This is a genomic window from Levilinea saccharolytica (assembly GCF_001306035.1).
Taxonomy (GTDB): domain Bacteria; phylum Chloroflexota; class Anaerolineae; order Anaerolineales; family Anaerolineaceae; genus Levilinea; species Levilinea saccharolytica.
Window position 1 is genome coordinate 145643 of record NZ_LGCM01000014.1, and the last position, 20927, is coordinate 166569.

17 protein-coding genes are annotated in these 20927 nt (G+C 56.4%); 13 read left to right on the plus strand and 4 right to left on the minus strand.

Annotation, left to right across the window (positions count from 1 at the left end; translation table 11 throughout):
• Nucleotides 1–7: 7 nt before the first annotated feature.
• The 10 genes from ADN01_RS03445 (at nucleotide 8) to ADN01_RS03500 (ending at nucleotide 13781) form a co-directional block, all read left to right on the plus strand.
• On the plus strand, nucleotides 8–397 hold the full coding sequence (locus ADN01_RS03445; RefSeq protein WP_062416895.1) for a TIR domain-containing protein: 390 nt from the start codon (nucleotides 8–10) through the stop codon (nucleotides 395–397).
• The gene (locus tag ADN01_RS19140) at nucleotides 394–951 is read left to right on the plus strand and encodes a RipA family octameric membrane protein (protein ID WP_147238956.1); all 558 of its coding nucleotides are present in this window, start codon (nucleotides 394–396) and stop codon (nucleotides 949–951) included. Before ADN01_RS03445 ends, ADN01_RS19140 begins: the two co-directional genes overlap by 4 nt.
• Nucleotides 952–991: 40 nt before the next feature.
• The gene (gene brxL / locus ADN01_RS03455; protein ID WP_062416894.1) at nucleotides 992–3022 is read left to right on the plus strand and encodes a BREX system Lon protease-like protein BrxL; all 2031 of its coding nucleotides are present in this window, start codon (nucleotides 992–994) and stop codon (nucleotides 3020–3022) included.
• Nucleotides 3023–3268: 246 nt separating this feature from the next.
• Entirely contained in the window at nucleotides 3269–4117 is an 849-nt protein-coding gene (locus ADN01_RS03460) for a helix-turn-helix domain-containing protein (RefSeq protein WP_062416893.1), read from the plus strand.
• 136 nt (nucleotides 4118–4253) lie between these two features.
• Entirely contained in the window at nucleotides 4254–4457 is a 204-nt protein-coding gene (locus ADN01_RS03465) for a hypothetical protein (RefSeq protein ID WP_062416892.1), read from the plus strand.
• Between the two features lie 231 nt (nucleotides 4458–4688).
• Nucleotides 4689–7346, plus strand: a complete 2658-nt coding sequence (locus ADN01_RS03475) for a DUF3854 domain-containing protein (protein WP_062416890.1) — start codon at nucleotides 4689–4691, stop codon at nucleotides 7344–7346.
• Nucleotides 7339–7575 carry a hypothetical protein gene (locus ADN01_RS03480; protein ID WP_062416889.1) on the plus strand — a complete coding sequence of 79 codons (237 nt, stop codon included), beginning with the start codon at nucleotides 7339–7341 and terminating at the stop codon, nucleotides 7573–7575. Before ADN01_RS03475 ends, ADN01_RS03480 begins: the two co-directional genes overlap by 8 nt.
• A gap of 263 nt (nucleotides 7576–7838) precedes the next feature.
• Complete coding sequence (locus ADN01_RS03485; protein WP_062416888.1) at nucleotides 7839–8624, plus strand: winged helix-turn-helix domain-containing protein; 786 nt, start codon at nucleotides 7839–7841, stop codon at nucleotides 8622–8624.
• A 9-nt stretch (nucleotides 8625–8633) separates the two neighbouring features.
• Complete coding sequence (locus tag ADN01_RS03490; RefSeq protein ID WP_062416887.1) at nucleotides 8634–10265, plus strand: recombinase family protein; 1632 nt, start codon at nucleotides 8634–8636, stop codon at nucleotides 10263–10265.
• Nucleotides 10266–10814: 549 nt separating this feature from the next.
• Nucleotides 10815–13781, plus strand: a complete 2967-nt coding sequence (locus ADN01_RS03500; RefSeq protein WP_062416886.1) for an ExeM/NucH family extracellular endonuclease — start codon at nucleotides 10815–10817, stop codon at nucleotides 13779–13781.
• Between the two features lie 257 nt (nucleotides 13782–14038).
• Here ADN01_RS03500 and ADN01_RS03505 read toward each other — a convergent pair whose 3' ends face one another.
• Nucleotides 14039–14506, minus strand: coding sequence for a nucleoside 2-deoxyribosyltransferase (locus ADN01_RS03505; protein ID WP_160318370.1), 468 nt, complete (start codon nucleotides 14504–14506; stop codon nucleotides 14039–14041).
• Between the two features lie 120 nt (nucleotides 14507–14626).
• Between ADN01_RS03505 and ADN01_RS03510 the strand changes: the two genes are divergently transcribed.
• Together ADN01_RS03510 and ADN01_RS03515 are read left to right on the plus strand one after the other, a co-directional pair.
• Nucleotides 14627–15307: a hypothetical protein gene (locus tag ADN01_RS03510; protein ID WP_062416884.1), complete on the plus strand. Its 681-nt coding sequence runs from the start codon at nucleotides 14627–14629 to the stop codon at nucleotides 15305–15307.
• Between the two features lie 147 nt (nucleotides 15308–15454).
• A complete protein-coding gene (locus ADN01_RS03515; protein WP_062416883.1) occupies nucleotides 15455–16798 on the plus strand; it encodes a nicotinate phosphoribosyltransferase in 1344 nt (447 codons plus the stop codon).
• On the opposite strand, the gene ADN01_RS03520 is transcribed toward ADN01_RS03515, so the two are convergent.
• Genes ADN01_RS03520 through ADN01_RS03530 form a run of 3 tightly spaced genes read right to left on the minus strand, consistent with a single transcriptional unit; the run spans nucleotide 16781 to nucleotide 19220 of the window.
• Nucleotides 16781–17617 carry an SDR family NAD(P)-dependent oxidoreductase gene (locus ADN01_RS03520; RefSeq protein WP_062416882.1) on the minus strand — a complete coding sequence of 279 codons (837 nt, stop codon included), beginning with the start codon at nucleotides 17615–17617 and terminating at the stop codon, nucleotides 16781–16783. The two genes, ADN01_RS03515 and ADN01_RS03520, sit on opposite strands and share 18 nt — an antisense overlap.
• A complete protein-coding gene (locus tag ADN01_RS03525) occupies nucleotides 17614–18624 on the minus strand; it encodes an SDR family oxidoreductase (RefSeq protein WP_062416881.1) in 1011 nt (336 codons plus the stop codon). The genes ADN01_RS03520 and ADN01_RS03525 overlap by 4 nt, the downstream gene beginning before the upstream one ends.
• On the minus strand, nucleotides 18621–19220 hold the full coding sequence (locus ADN01_RS03530; protein ID WP_062416880.1) for a TetR/AcrR family transcriptional regulator: 600 nt from the start codon (nucleotides 19218–19220) through the stop codon (nucleotides 18621–18623). The genes ADN01_RS03525 and ADN01_RS03530 overlap by 4 nt, the downstream gene beginning before the upstream one ends.
• Nucleotides 19221–19454: 234 nt before the next feature.
• On the opposite strand from ADN01_RS03530, the gene gatB reads away from it, so the two are divergent.
• On the plus strand, nucleotides 19455–20921 hold the full coding sequence (gene gatB, locus ADN01_RS03535; RefSeq protein ID WP_062416879.1) for an Asp-tRNA(Asn)/Glu-tRNA(Gln) amidotransferase subunit GatB: 1467 nt from the start codon (nucleotides 19455–19457) through the stop codon (nucleotides 20919–20921).
• The last annotated feature ends 6 nt before the right edge of the window (nucleotides 20922–20927 follow it).

Here is a 20927-nt window from a genome sequence, read left to right on the forward strand (position 1 = left end):
TTAAGAAATGGCCAAATCACGAGTTTTCATCAGCTTCGATTACGACCATGACCTGGGTTTAAAGAATTTGCTTGTCGGTCAGGCTAAGAACCCAGATTCCCCATTTGAGTTAGCGGATTGGTCTGTAAAAGAGCCTTTTACTGGAGATTGGAAAGAAAAGGTCCGTTCAAGGATGAGACAGACCGACCAAGTTATTGTGATTTGTGGCGAATACACAGATAAAGCCAGCGGTGTAAACGCTGAAGTTACGATTGCCCAAGAGGAAGCTTTGCCTTATTTCCTTTTGTATGGATATTCCGATAAAACATGCGTAAAACCCAAAACAGCCAAGGATTCCGACAAAATGTATAAATGGACATGGGATAATTTAAAACTATTGATTGCAGGGAACAGATGAAAAAGAAGGACCCGCAACCTAAACCACATATCGAATTACGCAATCCGCACATTTCACAAGAAGCTTATTGTTCAAACGAGAAATATCAAGACCATCTGTTTGAGCAATACAAACTCTATGTGGAGATGGCGGACCGATTGAGCGAACGGCGAATGGTTGCTAATACTTTTTTTCTTACACTCCACACTCTAATAATCGGTATAGCAGGATTTTCTTACGAAAGCCTACTTAGTTTGCCATATAAGGGGTTTTTGATTTTTCCGTTACTAGCGATCATCGCTCTATGTTATGCGTGGAGACGAATCTTATATTCTTATAAGCAATTAAATACTGGCAAGTTTGAAGTGATAAAAGAATACGAAAATCTGTTACCCACTCGTCCATATGTAGAAGCCGAATGGAAGGCTCTAGGTTTGGGTAAAGACCCTAAAATTTATAGACCATTGACAGACATCGAAAACTGGATTCCAATAATATTTGCTGTTTTGTACATTATCGGAATAAGTCTTATTATTGCGACTGTCCCTCCTTCTTGTGGCTCTACTACCCCATGAACCGAATAATAAGCTCTACTAATTCCCCAAGGATGTGTATATGAACTTGCGGTTTAAAGATTCTTTTTCAGGAAAAGTTGTCAACAAACGGCTGACTTTTAATACAGGCATGGACGAGTTCCCACGCTACGTTCTCGAATATCTGATTGACAACTATTGTTCTGAAGATAATTTTCAGGAAGATTTTGAGCGGGTGAAACGCCGGCTTAGAGAAAACTTTGTTCATGGAGCAGAGGCAGAACGCATCCGATCTTACATCCGGGAACATCGAGAACATACGATAATTGCCAATCTGGAAATACGCCTGGTAGAAACGGAAGACAAGTACTGGGGATCGATTGGCGCGATCAATGAATCGTTCGTCAATATCCCAGAGCCATTGGTCAAACAGTACCCCATGCTATTAGCCGGCGGCATGTGGGGCACTATCACGCTGACATACGACGAGAGTGAAGTGCACAATAAAAAAATCCGGCCTTTTAAAGTCGCCGAATTTACCCCATTCCAAATTTCGATGATTGACTTGAAAGAGTTCATCGAGAAACGAAAGTTATTTGACGATCGGGAATGGCTGGATATTTTGGTGAATTCATTCGGCCTAAATCCAGATAAGATGACGCGCCGAGAAAAATTGCTTTATATCAGCAGGGCAGTCCCGTTGGTAGAAAGTAACCACAATATGATCGAACTGGGACCGCGCGAAACCGGGAAAACGTATTTATTCCGTAATGTATCCTATTATGCTCACGTTCTGAGCGGTGGGAAAGCCACGCCCGCAGGTTTGTTCATCAACCTGAATACTGGAAATGTTGGGCTGGTTGGCACCCGTGAAGCGATTGTGTTTGATGAAATCGCCAATACCGACTTTACCGATCCCAAAGCCATGGTCAGTATCATGCAAGGATACATGCAGGATGGAAAGTTCAGTCGTGGGAAAAAGGAAATTTTGGCATTTGGTTCCATTGTGTTAGTCGGCAATTTGGACATCCAGGGAAAACTGCCTCACGAAAAGTATTATCACCTCTTTGAGCCCTTACCCAGTTTTCTGCAAGTCGAGGCACTGATCGACCGTCTGCACTACTACCTGCCCGGTTGGGAAGTTCCAAAAATTAGTCCGGAAGGTGCCAGTCAGGATTATGGATTTATTACGGACTATTTTTGTGAAATTATGCATGAGCTGCGAAGGATTGATGTCTCTGGACCAATCAAAAGCCGATTTGAAATCTTTGATGGTTCGGGCACCGGACCTGGATTAACCTCGCGTGACGTGCGGGCTATTAATAAAACCTTATCCGGGTTGCTTAAACTCATGTATCCACATGGGGAAGTCAGCGATGACCAGTTAGAAGAATTGGTTTCATTAGCCATAGAAGGCAGGCAGCGTATTCGAAATCAGCTACACCTGATGGCACCAGGCGAATATGCACCAGTTCAAATATCTGCGCGTATTATAAAAAGTGGTGAAGTGATCATTCCTACGTTAATCGAAGGAGATCGGAAAGTTCACGTACAACTTCCTGCACAAGCTTTGGTTGGTGAGGTTACAGGCCTTGCGGTTGCTGGCGAACAGGGGATGATTTTGCGTTTTGAAACTCAGGCCTCAAAAGGTCATGGCCGTATTGTGCCTTTAGGTTCGATTCAACGCGTTATGCGGGAATCCATTGAAGCAGCGGCGCAATATATCAAGGTCTATGCTGCAGATCTGGGGATTGCTGCGGATTGGGCAGAAAACTTTGACCTGGCAGTTTTGGCAACAATGATGGCTATTCCCAAAGAGGGGCCGTCCGCAGGAATAACAATTGTGACGGGAATTGTTTCGGCTTTGAAGAATCAACCCGTTCGCCATGATATCGCGATGAGTGGTGAAATTACGATTATGGGAAAGGTATTGGGGGTTGGAGGTATTCAGCCCAAATTAATGGCAGCCATTGATGCTGGCGTTAAGATGGTCATATTACCCGAGGAAAACAAGACTGACGTTCTTAACCTTCCTGAATATATTCGAAATCGTATTCAGGTACAATACGTGACTGATATTAAGCAAGTTCTAGGGTTGGCTTTATTGGTTTAAATAATGTCGCCTAAAATTACAGGGCTGAATTGTTTTCGAAGTGTCATCGCTTGCTTCCAACCTGTGTTTGGACCGGGGGATTTTTACTTTTCCCAATCGACAGAGTCGGCAGAGCTAATCCTATATTGTAAACAGTGGGGAAATATTGGGAAAATATTTTTTCGAGAAGGTCATCTAGCGGCAAGTCAATTTCGTTTCGAGCCCCCATTCGCAGTCATTCCTGATGAGCCTCTTAAGTACGAAACCATGCTCCGCGAAGAAGTCCTGGGGCCCAGGGGACGACTTGCCGAACTGATGGGCCAGAAAGATGTTTACCAAGCCATTCTCTCCGATGCGCTGTTTGAGAAGCGCGTCCAGCGACAGCAGGAATTCAAAGTCTGGCTTTCCAGCAGATTACAAATCTTTGGTTATCACGACCTGCCTTTTGGAGCAGTTGCGGACGGCTCAAAGAAAATCGATCAGCAGTTCGATTTCTCCATCAAAGGCACGCCGGCGCAGTTCGGGGTCATGCTGCGTCAATTCGCACTGACCTTACGGAGCAAAGCAAACTACCAACGGCTAGCGTGCCAAATTCTACTTCCAGGCGGACGCAAAGATGCAGGCAGCATTCCACCAGATGCCAACCCCATTGAAGCAAAGATTTCTCTCGATAAGAATCGCTTATCCATTCACGCGCATATCCTGCCTTCAGCAGGGACCCTTCTACGAATACGCTTGACCGGTGAAAGAACCCTCTGGGACCTGTGGGATGCGATCCGCGAAGAGCTGGAAAAGTTGGGTTGGTTTTCCTTGCCAGAAATCCCCGAAGTCACTGCTTCTACTACTCCACAAGCTGTAACCAGTACCGAAGCGCAATCTCAACCAGCAAATCCAACTGCGGAGATCTGGATGACCATCCCGGATGTCGGACCCAACCGCGAGATCTTGCGCCATTGGCACAAAGGTCTGACCTGTGAACAGATCGCGGTCCGGGTAAGCCTTTCGAGAAAAACAGTCCTCAACCGGATCAATAAGCTGCGAAAAGGTTATGGGGCTGAAGTAGTACCCTACCGAAAGTCGAATTACATCAAGGATTCCAAGAAGAAGCTCTCTTGAACCAATAACCTTCGAAAAAAGGATATGGAAGGGATAAAGAGGGATATTGCGGGTACTTGAGCAAGGGATATCCCTGGCGGCAGAATGGCGGCGTTGAACGATAACGCCGTCATTTTATTTTGCCGAAAGGAGATCTATGCTCAACCGTTTGAAAATCCTCTTAGAACAGCCCGAATACTCCGCCCTGATTCATCTGGCGGAGCAGGAACTGCGTACCCCGGCGGACCAGGCCAGGCTCATCGTCCGCCTCGACCTGATCCGGCGCGGTTTGTTATTAGCTTCAGAAAGCCCATCCACAGAACCACAGGAGAATTGTGTTCGCCATGATTCAACCTGCTGAGATCCTCCAACTTTCACCGGAGGAGCAGGGGAGGTTGTTGGCGCGCGTCTACGCTTACATCCTCAGTGATCAATTTACAGGTACGAAACCCGAAGGCCCCCGCACGCAGTGCAGGGGGAGAGAGCCAGGCAAGAAATCGGACGAACCTTCCACAAAGAAACGCAAGGTACGAACCACAGGAGACACAGCTGTTTTAGACGCAGAAACCACCGATAGCCAGGAGCCCAAAGCATGAGCCTCACCGACCTGTCCCTTTCAGACAAACACTTGAAGATGCTTACCGAAGAATCGGGCATCTCGGAACAGGTGATTCGAGAGCGTGGCTACCGCACGATTACCAGCGAGGGCGACCTGGTTCAATATGGCTTTTCGCCCGCCCAGCGGCGTGTGCCCGGACTGCTTATCCCTTTGCACACCACAGACGGCAAGGTTGGCTTGCACGTCTACCGTCCCGACAACCCACGCACCTATGAAAATCGCGGCAAACGTGATTCTGACGGCTTGCGACCGGTTAAAGTGCTCAAGTACGAGATTCCCAAAGATACCGGTGTGCGGGTGGACTGCCCAACCTCCTGCATGAAGAAACTCACAAATCCGAGCATTCCGCTGTACATCACCGAAGGGCAGAAGAAAGCCGATTCTTTAGCCACGGCAGGAGCTTGCACCATTGATTTACTCGGCGTCTGGAACTTCAAAGGGCGCAATGAATTTGGCGCGACAACCATCCTGGCGGATTTCGACTTCGTTGCCTGGGAGAACCGCTCGGTGCGCATCGTTTTCGACTCGGACGTGATGTACAAACCTTCGGTGCGCCAGGCGATGGAACGCCTGACGGAAATCCTCCAGCGCAAGGGAGCTACCGTTTCGGCCATCTATCTGCCCAATCATCCCAGCGGGGCCAAATGGGGTGTGGATGACTGGTTGGCCAGCGGGCATGATCTGAAAGACCTGGAAGCGCTGGCAGAACTCCCCCGCCCCATCCCCCAGGCTGCCCTGCCGACCATCGAGTTGTTGGATGAACCTTCGCCCAATATCAAGCGCCCCCTCTGCCTGATTGGGAAATATGCATTCGCTGCGACCTGGCTGCCGGTGCGCACCACCCAGCGCGAAGGGTTGGACAAGGATGGCAACCTGATCGTCCACAACCCGCCCCTGGTCGAGGAAAAGACCTGCCTGTTCATCATTCGCAGCGACCGGCGCGTTTTCGCTGAAGTCAGCGACGGCCAAAGCACACGCCCGATGAGTGAACTGGGGATGAACGCGATCTTCCCCGAAATCATCCCGGTCGAGAAACGCTGGTCTACGCGCGGCGTCCGCGCTTACGTTCAAGGCAAAATCCCTGACCCGATCGACACCTTCCAGCAAGTCGTGGATGTGGTCAATCGCTTCCTGGATTTCGATCATTCGTTGGGTGACCAGCAGGCCATGGCCGAATTGGTTGCCTGCTACATCATGGCGACCTACTTATTGGATGCATTCAATGTGATCGGGTTTCTCTGGCCAAACGGGGGAGCCGGATCAGGAAAGACTAACCTGCTAATCGTGGTGACCGAAATGGCTTACCTGGGCCAGCTTATCCTGGCCGGGGGAAGCTTCGCCAGCCTGCGCGACCTGGCGGATTATGGCGCCACCCTGGCTTTCGACGACGCCGAGAACCTGGCTGACCCGAAAAAGACCGACCCGGATAAACGCGCATTGCTGCTGGCCGGCAACCGGCGCGGTTCGACCATACCGCTGAAAGAACCGGATGGGCCCGGAAAATGGAAGCTGCGCCACGTGAACGCCTACAGCCCGCGCTTGTTTTCCGGGATCAACATACCCGATCCCGTTCTGGCATCGCGCACCATCGTCATTCCCCTCATCCGCACCGCCGACCGCGACAAGGCCAATTTCGATCCCCTGGATCACACCTTCTGGCCACACGACCGCCGCGCACTGGTCGATGATCTGTGGGCCGTGGGTCTGGCAAATTTGCCCTTGCTGCACGATTTTGAAACTCAAGTCGCCCAAAATGCACGCCTCCGAGGGCGCAATCTTCAGCCCTGGAAAGCGATCCTCTCCGTTGCCGCCTGGTTGGACAGTCTTGATCAGCAGCACCGCTTGCAGCACTCTTACACAGTTCGCAACCAGGGCCAGGATCAGGTGGTAATCAGTGGCCTCTGGCAGCGATTGGAGGAGATGTCCTGGCGCTACCAGCAGGAGGAGAGCGCCGACCAGCAATCGGGAGACATCGTTTTACTGGTGCTGCAGGGGCTGTGTAAGCTGGCAGGTGACAAGAGTGACATTAAGGACAACAGTGACATTCATTCAACCGTATGGACGTTTACGACATCTCAGATCAGCGAAGCTGCCCAACACATCGCCGAGCAAACCGAAGCCGATATCGACACGGAGAAAATCACTTCACGGAAGGTGGGGCGACTGCTGGGAAAGCTCAGGCTGCGCAAGGCGCGTGAAGCCGGCAAAGGTACGCGCATGTGGCAGGTCACCCTCGCCGATCTAAAACGCTGGGCAGCCGTTTACAACATCCAACTGCCGAAAGAGCTGGGGCAAGAAAATAATGTCACTCATGTCACTGATGGCCAAACGTCACAAGAGACTGAAGAGCCCTGGTTGAACTGTGAAATCGCCATCCGCCTGCCCGCGGACAGCAAAATGCCCGCGATTGGCGGCTGCTGGCGCAGGCTGCCGGATGGAAGAATCGAGGCCGGTTACAACCCGGAGCAGCTGGCTATGGCGCTGTCGATTTTCCTGGATAGGAATGTCGGGGCCGAGAAAATCAGCGGCTCGCCCATACCACAGTTGAGAGAACGATTGACGGCGGTTACAGATGGGGAGGTCATCCATATCCATCTACCGGAGAAATCCGAGGAAAGCAAAGATGGTTGACGCGATTATCCATGACCCGTATATAGCACTGGCCCTGGCTGTGATCTACCATGCCGTTCTGGATCTGGACAGCGATAACCCGGCTCGCATGGCCGAAGCCCGAGCATGGCTGCAGTTTGTCGGGCTGAATTGGTGCGAACTGCTGGGTGTTTCCGAGGAGGAGTTGGAAACGTGGGTGGCAGGCGGTTTTGCTCTGCCGCCCAGCGCCCATCGCAACTGGCGCTATTGACTTTTTTCCGGTTGGCTCGCTACTTCCGGATAGCCCTAAATTCGATTACTCGCATATTTGTTCTATGAGATATAATAGATAGAACAAAACCATAGGACGGTTCGTGCAGGTGTAGCGAGCACCTACACGAACCTGACCCCAACCACCGGAATTGGCGGCGGCAGGGGCTGATCTCATTATAGCTGATCAGCCAGGATTCGCCCTCGGTGGGGACCATTTGCCGGGGGCTTTTTGTTGCCCCCTACTTATTAAGGAGGCTTATCTTGGCTGATCAATCTTTTCTTATTCGATTCCGGGAGGCCCTCTCGGAAATTGAGACCAATCTTACTGATGGCATTGCCGCCATCGGTCCCTGGATCACTCCCATCCCCAGCGCCGTGCTGGTGGCCAATGCCACAGTCAAAGACTTGCATTGGAGCGCTGAGTTAGCTTGGGTCGCTGCTGCGATCATCGAGAGCCTGGGCCTAACTACCGTAAGTACCAGCCTGCTGCTTTGGGAGTACAACGCAGACAAAAGGAAAACGGATCCAGATGCGCCTTTTTTGTTGGCAGCTTCTTTAGTCGGTGTTTACCTGGTTTCCACCATTGGTTTGACCGTGCTGTTGGATATTTTCCCAGATCTGGCCCGTTACGCGCCGGCACTCTTTCCAATTCTGGCGCTGGTCGGTGCCGTCAATCTGGCATTGCGTTCTGGACATCGCCGGCGTCTGGCAGGTATTACCCAAGAGCGTGCAGATCGAAAAGCGGAACGTCAAGCTGTTCGTCCACCAGTGGGGAATCTGAATGACTTACTTGCGTCCAATGCAACGTCTATAACTGTCAATCCAGACAGTTCGTTAGTCAAAGCGCGTCAAGCCAGGGCAGCTATTCAGGGTAACCGAATGGACAATCTTTTGACACTCTATCGTGACAATCCAACGATTGGGGTGACAGATGCTGCTCGTACATTGAACATGTCCAGGCAGACGGTTTACTCCTACCTGGATCGTCTTGAAAATGATGGGCGCATTCGGCGCAATGGACATGGTGTTGAGATCATTAAGGGTTAGGTGATAATTATGGCTACCAAACGTGCGATTATTTACTCTCGGGTTTCTACGGACGATCAGCGATCCAACTTCAGCATTCCCACCCAAATTGCGGAATGCGTCAAGTATTGTCAAAATAACGGTTATACCCTGGTGGGGAATGCGTTCGTGGACAAGCAAAGTGGATTGGATGTCGAGAAAAATCCCAATTCAATTCCCGCTTACGTAGATGATTATTCCTCCCGTGAAATGAACCGTCCCAGTCTGGATGCCGCGTTGACCTATCTCGAAGATTATGGCTTTGATGTTGTTGTGGTCCATTCGATCGATCGGTTAGCCCGCGACCCCTATATCCGCCAAACCTTGGAGAAGGAATTCTTCCGGCGGGGAGCCAAAGTCGAATTTGCGCTCGGAAATTATGACGACTCACCCGAAGGCGAAGTGCGCAAAGATATGGATGCCACTTTTGCCAAATGGGAAAATGCCAAACGTGTCGAGCGCTGCAATCGTGGGAAACGTGGTAAAGCCGAAAAGGGTCTGTATGTTGGTGGACGAACACCGTATGGTTACATATTGGATGCGAAGGGAATGGGTGGACTGTCTATTCATCCTGAGCAAGCCGAGGTCGTTCGATTGATCTTCTCGCTTTATGGCGAGGAGAACTACTCTATGCACAGGATTCGTGTAGAGCTAGAAAACCGTAGTATTCCTTCCTACACGGGAAAACCAAACTGGCACTTATCCGCCATACGAAACATCCTGACCAATACCGCTTATAAAGGGTATGTCCATTACAACAAATCGGTATGCCGGAGTAATTCGGATCGAAAACCACGTGAAAAACGTGAATGGATTAAGATTGAAATTGCCCCTCTGATAGATGTGCAATTATTTAACCTCGTTCAAATGAGGATCAAGGATCATCGCGAAGCGCTCCGCCGCCAGCCCCAACACTTTTATCTTTTATCTGGGATGATCCGTTGTATGGAATGTGAGAAACCTTACAGGGCCAATTTCCAAAAGGATCGTCCAAAGGAGCATCGAAAAGCTCATCGATCCTATCGCCATCGCAGAATTGAAGGCCAGTGTATGGATCGGGAAATAACAGCAGTACGTCTGGAAGAACGTGTTTGGGAAGCCGTAAAGGAAATGCTGGTCGATACAGAGGTTCTGAGACAGGCTTATTACCAGGCTCAACAATTGGATGTGGAAAATCGCTCGCGCTCGCGCATCCTACTCGAAGGGTATTATCGGTCAGCCGGTAAACTAGAACAACAGTTAACCAATCTGACCCGCGCCTACACGGATCCAGACATCCAGATGACAAAAACGGAATATCTCGCCCAAAGGGTGCAGCTAGACCGGGATCTTACCGAAGTCCGCGCGAAAATTGAGGAGATAGAGGCCGTACCCACCGCTGTACCAACTCAGAGGCAGTTTGAAGATTTAGAAGGTTTTGCCCAGAAAGTAAGGGAACGGATTGCAAATGAGGATTGGGACCCTACACCAGAGAGCAAGCGTCAGGTGCTGGAGCTGTTGCATGCCAAGGTTGTTCTCTCAAAAGATGGCTCCGGGAAGGTGACCGGGTGGTTTGGAGAAACGTCAGGGTTTTCGTACACACGCCGTTCACATTTTGGCCGCCCGGGCCGGAAGAACGAATGAACTCAAATTGGATCTCGCTCTCAGGGATAGAAAGGGTAGGGGTAATCTCGATCATGGGGATAAGGTAGGGGGGAAGGTGGGCAGTGGACGGGTTAATCATACCATTTTTTATGCGTCCATTGACCGGGAGATGGCGTCACTTCGTTCGCGATGACATCATGCAGATGTGTCATTGCGAACCCCCGTTTTTTGGGGGGTGAAGCAATCTCTGCCCCGAGGGAAGAGAACGCGCCGAGGTAGAGATCGCCGCGGGCAAAAAACGCCGCCTAAGCCACCGGTTTTCGGTGGTCGCGATGACATGCAAGGGGGGCGCGTTGCCCCCGAAAGGCAGATATCTGCGAAATCTGCGTCATCTGCGGATCAGGCCTTGCACAAGGGGCAAGTCGGCCGCCGCAGCCCAAAATTGACGGCTTAAATTAATTTCTGATAAGAGAATGTAAGGTTATAATAACTACGGCCCTTGCACCGAAAATCACAAACCGGCCTCCCCTGGAGGGAAATCCCATTGGTTCCTCGGAACACCCAAGAAACAGAATAGGAGAACATTGTATGAGAACTGCCAATCGGTTCTTCAACCTCATCGTCGCAATTTCCATTGCGCTCGGTTTGGTCATGCTGCCCGCCCCGCAACACACGGTGCAGGCCGCCAGCGATTTGCGTATCAGTCAGGTGTATGGGGGCAACAGCAATGCCAGCTCTCCATACAAGTATGATTATATCGAACTGTACAACGCCGGTTCCTCCGCGGTTTCACTGACGGGCTACTCCGTTCAGTACGCCAGCGCCACCGGAAGCTCTTGGTCTGTGACCAGCCTGTCCGGCAGCGTCGCTGCGGGCGGATATTATCTGGTCCAGGAAGCTTCTGGAACGGGTATTGCAGACCTGCCTACCCCTGATGCCACCGGTACGATCAACCTGAGCGGCACGAATGGTAAGGTGGCTCTGGTGTCCAGCACCACCGCGCTGACGGGCACCAACCCCAGCGGCGGCAGCCTGGTGGACCTGGTGGGTTTTGGCACGGCAAACGGCTTTGAAGGCACCGCCGCCGCCCCGGCTCCCAGCACCACGACTTCAATTTTCCGCAAGCTGAACGGCTGCACGGACACGGACAACAACAGCGCCGATTTTGAAACCGGTGCGCCCGCCCCGCGCAACTCCGCCAGTGCCACCCACACCTGCTCCGGCAACCAATTGCCCAGCGTGCTCTCCAGCGTACCCGCCAACAACGCCACCAACGTGGCCGCGGATGCCACCCTGACGGTGGTCTTCAGCGAGCCGGTGACTTTGGCCGCGGATTGGTTCAGCCTGACCTGCGGCGGCTCCCCCGTCGCCTTCACGGAAGACGCCACCGGCGCCCCCACCTACGTGATGACCCCCACCAGCGGCCTGCCCCTGGCGGCCAACTGCACCGCCACCGTTTCCGCCGCCAAGGTGACGGATGCGGACGGGGCTGCCATGAGCGGCGATTACGTGATCAACTTCGCCACCGTGGGCGCCTGCCCGGTGCCTACCAATCTGCAAGAGATTCATACGGTGCAGGGGACTGGGGCGACCAGCCCCTTAGTCGGCCAGGTCGTCACGGTGCGCGGCATCGTCACCGCGGACTTCCAAACCTCCGCGGGCATGAGCGGCTTCTTCTTGCAAAGTGATCCGAGCAATGCGGATGCAGACCCGGCCACCTCAGAAGGCATCCTGATCTATGACGGCGGCTCCCCCGCCGTGGACGTGGCCGTGGGCGACGCGGTTCAAGTGAAAGGTACGGTCACTGAATATAAGGAAATGACCGAAATTGGGACGGTCACTTCCGTGGCCAAATGCGGCACGCCTGCCGTGATTGCACCGGTGCAGATCACCCTGCCGGTTCCCGCGGGCAGCACCCTGGAACCCTATGAGGGCATGTTGGTGCAGATTGATCAACCCCTGACCGTGACCCAGAACTATTGGCAAGGGCGCTACGGCCAGCTCAACCTTTCCGCTGGGGGACGTCTGTTTAACCCCACCAACGGCAATGAGGCCGGAACCTATGCGGATCTTTCGGATGCCAATCTGCGCCGCATGATCATGCTGGATGACGGCAAAAGCGTTCAAAACCCCAACCCCGTGCCCTATTACACCTACGGCAATCCCTCCGGCGTCAATTACTTCCCGCGCTCCGGCGATTTGACCAGCGGCAGCCTGGTGGGTGTTTTGGATCACGGTCTGATCACCTCCAATTCCACCGCTCCCATTCACTACCGCCTGCACCCGGTTGCCCCGGTGGCCTTCACCTCCGGCAACCCGCGCAGCGGCCCCCCCGCCACCACCGGCAGCCTGAAAGTGGTCGGCTTCAACGTGCTGAATTACTTCACCACCCTGAACAGCCGCGGGGCCAACACCTCGGTTGAATTCACCCGCCAGAAAGATAAAATCGTGGCCGCTTTGGCTGCCCTCAACGCGGACGTGTACGGCTTGATCGAGTTGGAAAGCGACCCCGCTGCCGGGGCTGTGGACGACCTGGTCGCCAGCCTGAACGCTGTGGTGGGCGCCGGCACCTACGCCAAAGTGGCGGATCCCGCCAGCGGCGTGGGCACGGATGTGATCAAAGTCGGGTTCATCTACAAACCCGCCACGGTCGAATTGGTGGGCGCTTCCATGAGCAGCACCGCCGCCATCTTCAAGCGCGCTCCTGTGGCCCAGACCTTCAAAGAAAAAGCCACTGGCGCCGAGTTCACCGCTGTGGTTAACCACTTCAAGTCCAAAGGCTGCGACGGCGCCACTGGCCTGGATGCCGATCAGGGCGACGGGCAGGGCTGCTGGAACGCCACCCGTATCGAAGAGGCCGAAGCGCTGCTGGACTTCATTGATGACATCGTCACCACCTCCGGCGACCCGGACGTGCTCGTTCTGGGCGACCTGAATTCCTACAATGCCGAAGACCCCATTGACGTGTTGGAAGCCGGCGGTCTGGTGAACCATGCAGACAGCATCCCCGCCGCCAACCGCTACAGCTACATCTTTGACGGCGCCGCGGGCAATCTGGATCACATGCTCAGCACCGCCAGCCTGGCCACCCAGGTGACCAGCGCGGCCTTCTGGCACATCAACACGGATGAACCCGTGTTCATTGACTACAACACCGAGTTCAAGCCCACCATTGACCCCTACGCCCCAGATGCCTACCGCTCTTCGGATCACGATCCCGCGGTGGTGGGCCTCACTCTGGCTCCGCCCGCTCTGGCGCCCACCAGCCTGAAGCTTTCGCGCCTGCTGTTCTTCAAGTACGCGCTGCCCGGCACGGTGGTGGGCACGCTGACCGCCAAAGACCCCAACCCGGGTGAAACCTTCACCTACTCGTTGGCCCCCGGCGGCTACGACAACGCTCGGTTCGCCGTGCAGGACAACAAACTGGTGCTGGCCACCACCTTCCGCTACGAAAAGCGCCCCTACTACTATGTGCGCCTGCGCGTCACCGACAGCACCGGCCTGAGCCTGGATCTGAACGTGCGCCTGACCATGGTGAAATTCGCCCTGCGCTAAGGCCGCGGCACTGGTTATAACCAAAAACTCCGGAGCGAAACCGCTCCGGAGTTTTTTATCGGCTGGATCCAGATCGGGGGTTAAAAAGAGCCTCCGCCAGGGGCGGTGAGGGACCTGGCGGAGGCTTTCGCCAAAGGAGGAGACAGCGATAAGCTATTTTGGAGTGTCTGAGGTGCGTCTCCATATACAATATACCGGATATAGCAGGCTGAATGCAAAGGAAAACGTCACCGCTTTTGAATGATCTTCCTCACCTTTCAGCCAATTTTCCCCAAGAACGCATCCACGATTTGCAGAGCTTCTTCCGGGGTGCGGTAGGCGCGCACCATCACCGCGGGGTTGGGGTTACCGGTGATCATTTTGCTTACCTTGCGCCCGGCCTGATAACAGCACAGCACCGGCATGCCCAGGCTTTCGGCCAGGGCAATTTCATAGCCCACGCCGTGAGAGGGTGTGCTGACCTCGGCGATGAGGGCCTGGCTGGTTTTTACCCAGTTCACGTCGCGCGCGTAGACCGCCGCCGCGTCCAACTGGGCTTCGGGCGGCTCCATCTGTGCATCCGCCAGGAGCGCGGTGGGCACCTGGTGGCCGCGCGCCTGCAAATGCGCCACGATGCGCTGGTAGATGGGCTGGTCTTGCCGCCCGCCGGTGATGGAACAGGAGAAGTAGATTTGCATGGGGCCGCCTTTCAACACGCTGGGGTTGGAACGGCGTAATTGTATCATCCGGTTGGTATGCTTTTTGCAACCACTTGCTGCGTGTCGGCTTTGGCGGTGACAGCCGGAAGCAGGGGGAAACCATTCCATCCTCCGAACGACACCTTAAAAATCTAGGGGAGACGGCCGATGACAACCGATGTACGCGTTATCCGTGAGGATTTTTCCAAGCTGCTGATCGGCAGCACAGCAGTTTTCACCTTGTTTGCCGAATTTGTGTTCGGCATGGATCTGGTGCGCCGCTACTTTTTTGAAAAGATGGCTGAGGGCATCAACCCGGCCCTCATCACCCTGGCCATGTTGGTGGTGATCTGCTTCCTGTTCTCCCAGGCCCTGGTGCTGGCTTACGGCACGGGGCGGCCAGCCCGCACCCTGGAATTTCAGGCCTTTCAAATCATCCTGGGCTGCCTGCTGATTCTGTTCTTCTGGCTGCACTTCTTGGGCTACACCGGGCTGTTTCTTCTGACCTCGCAGCGTTTCATCCTGACCTATCACAACGCCCAATTCACCCGCTACGTGGTCATGCTGTGCATGTCGGGGGGCACCGCCCTGCTGGGCTTTGTGATGGGACGCGTGCTGCAAATCGCCCTCAAGGGCATGGATCCCTTTGTGGAGGCTGTGCTGCAAGCGTCGCTGCAGGGCAGCACGGTGGTGTATCTGATCACCGCTGTGGCGCAGATTGGCATGTGGCTGTACCGCAGCGCCAACGGCCTGGAAATGGGCTTTGATTTCAGCATCATTCTGGCGCTGTCCTTGTTTGTGGTCAACGCCGGTCTGGCGCTTTTCCTCTCGAACCAACCTGCGCCCTGAGCCGCGCTCGTCCCCGCCGTTATGAACCGCCTGAACCCAGGCGGTTTTTTTATTGGGTCAAAATGGGCCGATGGGGGGTTGACAAGCCCAGGAAAAGGTCTATAATAGTGTATAAATTACACCAATTGCAGCACACAAGGAGCCAAAATGAGCATCTTTGACGGGAAACGCCTGACGAACAGCACCTTCAAATTGGATATTGAACGGATGCGGCGCGGGTGGTACACCGATAAATATTTCACCAACATCGCCGCCATGCTGACCACCCTGGCGGAACGCGGCGAGATGTACACCGGCACCGGCCACCGCCTGCCCCCCGAAATTTCTCCGGATGGGATTTGCAGCGGCGATCTGGAAGTGGAAATGCAGTGGTTCACCCGCCGCCCCGGCAAAACCCTGGTGGTGGGCGTGGATAAGGCCCTGGCCATGCTGCGCCACTGCACCGGCGCCTGGCAGGGCGACACCTTTACCGATACCTCTGACCAGATGCAGGTATGGGCTGTGCAGGACGGCGACACCGTGACCTACGACGGCGATCCGCGCAGCATTCAGCCCGTGCTGCGCGTGCGCGGGCGCTACCGCGACTTTGCCATGCTGGAAACGCCCACCCTGGGGATTTTAACCCGCGCCAGCCGCGTGGCCACCAACGTGTATGAGGCCTTGCAGGCTTCGCGCGGCAAGCCCATGCTGTTCTTCCCGGCGCGCTTTGACCTACACGAGGTGCAGGCCGCCGACGGCTACGCCTATAACATCGCCGTGCAGCGTTTTAACATGGATTTCGCCGGTGTGCTCGGCCCATTTGTGTCCACCGATGCCCAGGGCGACTGGTGGGGTGGGGCGGGCGGCGGAACCGTGGCGCACGCGGCCATCGCCTGCTACCTGGGCGACACCTGCGAAGCCATGCTGGCTTTCTCGCGCGTTTTGCCCACCAGCATCCCGCGCATCGCTCTGGTGGATTTTAACAACGACTGCGTGGCCGATTCGCTCACCGTCTGCCGCGGCATGTTCGACCGTTTCCGCGCGCTGATGGACAGCGGGCAGACCGAAGAGGCCGAGCGTTACCGCCTGTATGGGGTGCGCCTGGACACGAGCGGCACCCTGCGCGACCGTTCGGTGACGCCGCTGGGCGACCCCGCCCTCGACCTGGGCGTGAACCCGCGCCTGGTGTTTGTGGTGCGCCAGGCCCTGGATACCGCCTGGGAAAGCTGGGACCTGCCCCTGCACTGGCAGGAGCGTGCCCGCAAGTATTGTCAGGCGGTCAAGATCGTCGTTTCCGGCGGGTTTAACCCCGAAAAAATCCGCCGTTTTGAAAAACTGAACGTTCCGGTGGATATTTACGCCGTGGGCTCTTCATTGTTCGACAACCACGGCCCCACCGTCACCGATTTCACCGCCGATGTGGTGCGCGTTAAGGTGCACGGCGAGTGGGTGGATATGGCCAAGGTGGGGCGCCAGCCCTGCGATAACCCCCACCTAGTGCGCGTGTGGTGAGATCCGCGGCGAGGGTTGGGCCGTGCGCCGCAGCAGCAGCGGGCCCAGCCGGTCAATCAGCCAGCCAAAGCTGATCTCCAGCCAGGGGGCCGCGCGCAGCAGCGCGGGAACATACACCACGCGGCGCGGACGGCCCAGCAGCCGCCACAGACTCTCGGCCACCTGTTCACAAGAAACCGCAAAGCGCTCCGCGGGCACTGGGCTGCCCCCGGAGCGCTGGGCTGCCTGGGGGTAGAATTCACTGCGCACCGGCCCGGGGCGCAGCACGCTGACCTGCACGCCGCTGCCGCGCAGTTCGCGGTGCAGCGAGGTGGAATAACTGTCCAGAAAGGCTTTGCTGGCGCCGTAGAGGGCGATGCCCTGCATGGGCAGGCTGCCCGCCACCGAGCTGATGTTGATCACCGCGCCGCTGCGCCGCGCTAGCATGTCGGGCAGCGCGCGGTGGGTCAAATCCACCGCCGCCTCCACATTCACCGCCAGCAGTTCGCGGGCGGTCTCGGCGGGCATGTGCGTAAACCAGCCGTACCAACCCAAACCGGCGTTGTTGACCAGCACATCCGGCGCACCCCAGCGGGCGTTCACCTGCGCCCACAGCGCCTCGCGCTGCGCTGGGTGGGCCAGATCCACGGGAAATGCGGCGGCCTGTCCGCCCGTCTGGATGATCTCCGCGGCCAGAGCCTCCAGCCGCTCGGCCCGGCGGGCCGTCAGCGCCACGCGCAGCCCACCCCGCGCCAGGCGGCGGGCGATGGCGGCTCCAATGCCGCTGGAGGCCCCCGTCACCAGCGCCAGCTTGCCTTCCCAATGATTCTGCCGGTTCACATGCGCCCCAGGGCGGCCAGAGAGCGCAGGCGGGCGGCGTTTTGCCGCCACCACTGCACGGTATCTGTCAGGGAATCGCGCAGGCTGCGCGGGGCAAAGCCCAGCTCACGGCGGGCGCGCTGGTTGCTGATTTCCGAATTGCTCTGCACCGTCTCCAGCGAATAGGGCGTAAAGCGCGGGCGGGTATGCGTCAGGCGGTAATACCAGGGGGTCAAATGCGCCGCTGCCATCGCCAGGCCAAAGGGGATTTTGACCCGCGGGCTGTGAATGCCGGCAGCCTCCTGCACGATGCGCAGCATGGAATCCAGGGTGATGTTTTCGCCGCCCAGGATGTAGGTCTGGCCGCGCTGCCCGTACTGGGCCGCCAGAATGTGCCCTTCAGCCACGTCGCGCACGTCCACGAAGTCAAAATGCCCGTCCACAATCACGTGCAGGCCGCGCTTCATCCACGAGAAGATCAAATTGCCCATCTCCGACCAGCGGTAATCCCCCGGACCGACCACACCGGTGGGGCACACGATGACCGCGTCCAGCCCGTCCTGGGCGGCCTCCAGCACCGCCAGGCTGGCCTGGGCTTTGGTGCGGTCATATTCCCCTGCCGGATTCTGAGGGTCAAAGGGCAGGCTCTCATCAATGGGCGTGCCGTGGGGGGCGCGCAGAATGGCGTGGATGGAACTGGTGTACACCAGCCGCCGCACCCCCGCCGCCCGCGCTGCGGCGATGACGTTGCGCGTGCCTTCCACGTTCACCCGCCGCATCATCTCGTTTTGCCCCGGCAAAATGGACACCATCGCCGCCAGGTGGTAAACCGTGTCCACGCCCTGCGCGGCTCGCAGAAGTTCCTGGGGGTGGAGCACGTTGCCTTCCACCACCTCCACATCCAAATTTTCCAGGGGGGTGCGTTCTTCGTTGGGCAGGATCATGGCCCGCACAGGCAGGCCCCGCGCCCTCAAAGCGCGCACCAGGGTATTGCCAATATGTCCCGTGGCTCCGGTTACCAGGTTCATCCTGCCTCACTCCTTCGCAAACCATCCATTAAGAACTGGATCGATTGGCGCGTGGCCGCCGCCCAATCGGCGCCGTCGGGGTTCAGCACGCTTTGCAGCAGCATCCCCACCCCCAGGCTCATCAGGGTATGGGCCGCCGCCTGGGGATCCACCGGGCGCAGGTGGCCTTCTTCGATGCCCTGGGCGATGATCTCCGCGAAGATTTTCTCAAAGCGGGAATAGGGGGCCATGCTGGCCGCCCACACCGCCGGGTCTTTGCGGGCCTGATTCCAAAATTCCAAAATGATGGGCAGCCGTCCGGCCGCATCGGCGAACACGGCGGGGGTTAAATCGGCCATCCACAGCAGCAGGGTGGGGATATCCGGCGCTTCTTCAAAGAAGCGGGCAAACTGGGCTTCGATCTGCGCCAACCATTGGTTCAGCAGCTCCAGAAAGACGGACTGCTTGGTGGGGAAGTGGTGGTAAAACGCGCCCTTGCTGACCCCCGCCGCGGCGCACAGATTCGACACGCTGGCGGCGTCATAACCAAATTTTGAAAACTGATCCACCGCCGCGGCCAGGATGCGGGCGCGGGTCTCTTCGCTGCGTTCTTGCATGGTTCCTCCGAGGATGTTAACATACCGACTGGTTGGTTTTATTGTACGCTGCGCCCCCTGCCTCACGCAGAGCATCTGGGCATACTGGGGTCATATTTTCGGGCACATTTCCATCGGCAAAACGGCGCGCCCCCTGCCCCGAACTTTCTCCGCCGCGCGGGTTTGCCTATGGTAAAATCAGGGGCAGACTGCGCTTTTGCGGTCATTTCGCGGGGAAGGACGGATGAAAACCTGATGGAATACGAAGCGGTCATTGGTCTGGAAGTTCATGCCGAAATGCAGACGCGCTCCAAGATGTTTTGTGCTTGCCCAGTGGTGGATACCACCCAGGTGGAAGCCAATGTAGCTGTCTGTCCGGTGTGCGCGGGCATGCCCGGCGTGCTGCCGGTGGTCAACCGTCAGGCGGTGGAATACGGCCTGCGGGTGGCGCTGGCTTTGGAATGTGAGGTGGCGCGCACCAGCCTGTTTGACCGCAAGAACTATTTCTATCCCGACCTGCCCAAAGGCTATCAAATTTCTCAGTACGAATATCCGCTGGCCCAGCACGGGCAGCTGTGGATCACCACCAGCCAAGGCGAGCGCGCCGTCCGCGTGCGGCGGGTACACCTGGAAGAAGACACCGGCAAGCTCACCCACGTCACCCGCGACGGCGAGAGCTATTCTTTGGTGGACCTGAACCGCGCCGGAATTTCTCTGCTGGAAATCGTCTCCGAGCCGGATATGCACACTGTGGAAGAAGTGCGCGCCTATGCCGACGGGCTGCGCGCCATCGTGCGCTACCTGGGGGTCAATTCGGGCGATATGGAAAAAGGCGTGATCCGCTTTGAGGCCAACGTTTCCGTGCGGCCAGCGGGCAGCCAGACTCTAGGCACGCGCGTAGAGATCAAGAACCTGAACAGTTTTCGCGCCCTGGAACGTTCGGTGGCGTATCAGATCGAAGAGCAAATCGCCGCTCTCGAACGGGGCGAAAGCGTGGTGCAGCAGACCCTGGGGTGGGATGAGACCGCCGGGAAGACTTTCTCGCAGCGCAGCAAGGAAGAAGCCCACGATTACCGCTACTTCCCTGAACCCGACCTGCCCCCCCTGGTGGTGGAGCCGGAATGGGCCGCGGCCGTGGCCGCCAGTCTGCCGGAACTGCCGCGTGCCAAACGCGCCCGCTTCCAGGCGGAATTTGGCCTGACGCCTTACGAAGCCCGTCTGCTGGCCGAAGATCAGGCCGTGGCCCGCTACTTTGAGCGCGCGGCTGCCGCGGGCAAGGGCCTGGCCCCGCGCACCTTGGCGCTGTGGATCACCGGCGAGCTGTTCGGCTGGCTCAACCAGAACGGCGGCGACATAGAGACTCTGCGGGTGGCGCCCGAAGGATTGGCGGAACTGCTGGGATTTTTGGAGCGGGGAGAGATCAACATGGCCACCGCCAAAACCCTGCTGGGCGATATGCTTGTCAGCGGACAAAGCGCCGCTGCTCTGATCCAAAGCCGCGGCCTGCGGCAGATTTCCGACAGCGACGTGCTGGCGGCCCTGGTGCGGCAGGCGCTGGAAGAAAACCCCGCCGAGCTGCAAAGCTATCTGAGCGGCAAAGAGACCCTGGCCAACTGGTTCTTCGGCCAGGTGATGCGCGCCGCCCGCGGACAGGGCAACCCGCAGGTCATCCGCGCCGAGCTGGAACGGCAGCTGGCTGAACGCAAACAAGCCGCTTCATAAAAGGCA